The organism is Mesonia mobilis DSM 19841 (genome assembly GCF_000423405.1).
GTDB classification, from domain to species: Bacteria; Bacteroidota; Bacteroidia; order Flavobacteriales; family Flavobacteriaceae; genus Mesonia; species Mesonia mobilis.
In genome coordinates this window covers 1-1199 of record NZ_AUHX01000057.1, presented here as the reverse complement: position 1 = coordinate 1199, position 1199 = coordinate 1, and the positions used below count along the sequence as shown (strand labels likewise).

Here is a 1199-nt window from a genome sequence, read left to right as displayed (position 1 = left end):
GTTTTAGTACAGGATAAATATGCTCTAAAATTAAGGAAGAAAAGAGTTGCTTTTTACCTCAGTTCTTTGTTAGCAAAAGTTTTTATATTCCATAAATTTCTTCCAATATTCTAAAGATGGTGATTCGGCAAATTTCGTTTCCGGATTCATTGATATTATTTGAAATCCACCGATATTCATTTTAGGTGAATGTTCGTTATAGTTCTCTCTAAATTCATCATTCATACCATTAAGAACGTCAGAAATTTTTAACAAAGTTTGTTTTATTAATTCAAAGGAAGCGTAGCTTATACAATATTCTAAATCCCTATCTATAATTTTCTTTAGATTTGATTTGATTTTTTCAGAGCATTTGAATTGTGTAGTTACTTTTCCTGAATTTATTTCCCATGTTAAGTTTGCAAATGAAGTTGATTTTTTTCGATGAATAAGTTCAGCACGATAATCGTTAAATTTACTCACAAATTCTGAATTTACTTTCTTAATATTTTCTGCAAATTTTCTTTTCGCAAATTCACTTTTATTATTGTGACAATGCTTAACTAAAGTTATCCACTGTAATTTTGTTTGTTGATTTTCCCCAAAGACAAATTGAGTCAACATAGCAAGGTAATCAAAGCAAGAAGATAGATGAAAAACTATACTATCATAGATAGCCATAATTTCGTCTGAAGCCATTTCAAAATAAGGATTTCCCATAAAATAGCCATTGAAAACAGTTGGTTTGTCTTTCAGCATTTTTGCAAATCGATTTTCAATTTCTAATTTTCTCGTAATTAGCAAATAAAAATGAAGGTTTGCACTTCTAATTCTATAATTGATATTATCTCTCAATTCATAAATTTCGTGTTTACCATCTTTAGATTGTCCAAATACATTATTTACGTGGTAACCATAATCTATTGCTAAAGCCATAAATCCTTCATAAACTATTTCTATAAGACTTTGAATTTCATCTAATTTTTCTTGAGGTCTGTCTATAAAAATTATTTTGCTCACGGATGTTCGTTTAAATTTTTGCTAACGGTCTAGTGTATGATTTCGTTGCGTGTTTAAGCACTAAAGTTAGCAAATAAATCACGGATAGAAAGTCCGCGAGGACTTTCGTAAGTAAGCTCTAACAAGCAATGAATTATACACATTGTGCTTGTTGCACAATTTACTAAAAAAGATTAATTTCATGGTATGCAAGGAAAAAA

Annotated in this window: 1 protein-coding gene; it reads right to left on the bottom strand. The window is 28.9% G+C overall.

All coding sequences use genetic code 11. The features are described 5' to 3' along the window. Positions 1 to 69: 69 nt before the first annotated feature. Positions 70 to 999: a hypothetical protein gene (locus G551_RS0112400; protein WP_027885853.1), complete on the bottom strand. Its 930-nt coding sequence runs from the start codon at positions 997 to 999 to the stop codon at positions 70 to 72. Between the last annotated feature and the right edge of the window lie 200 nt (positions 1000 to 1199).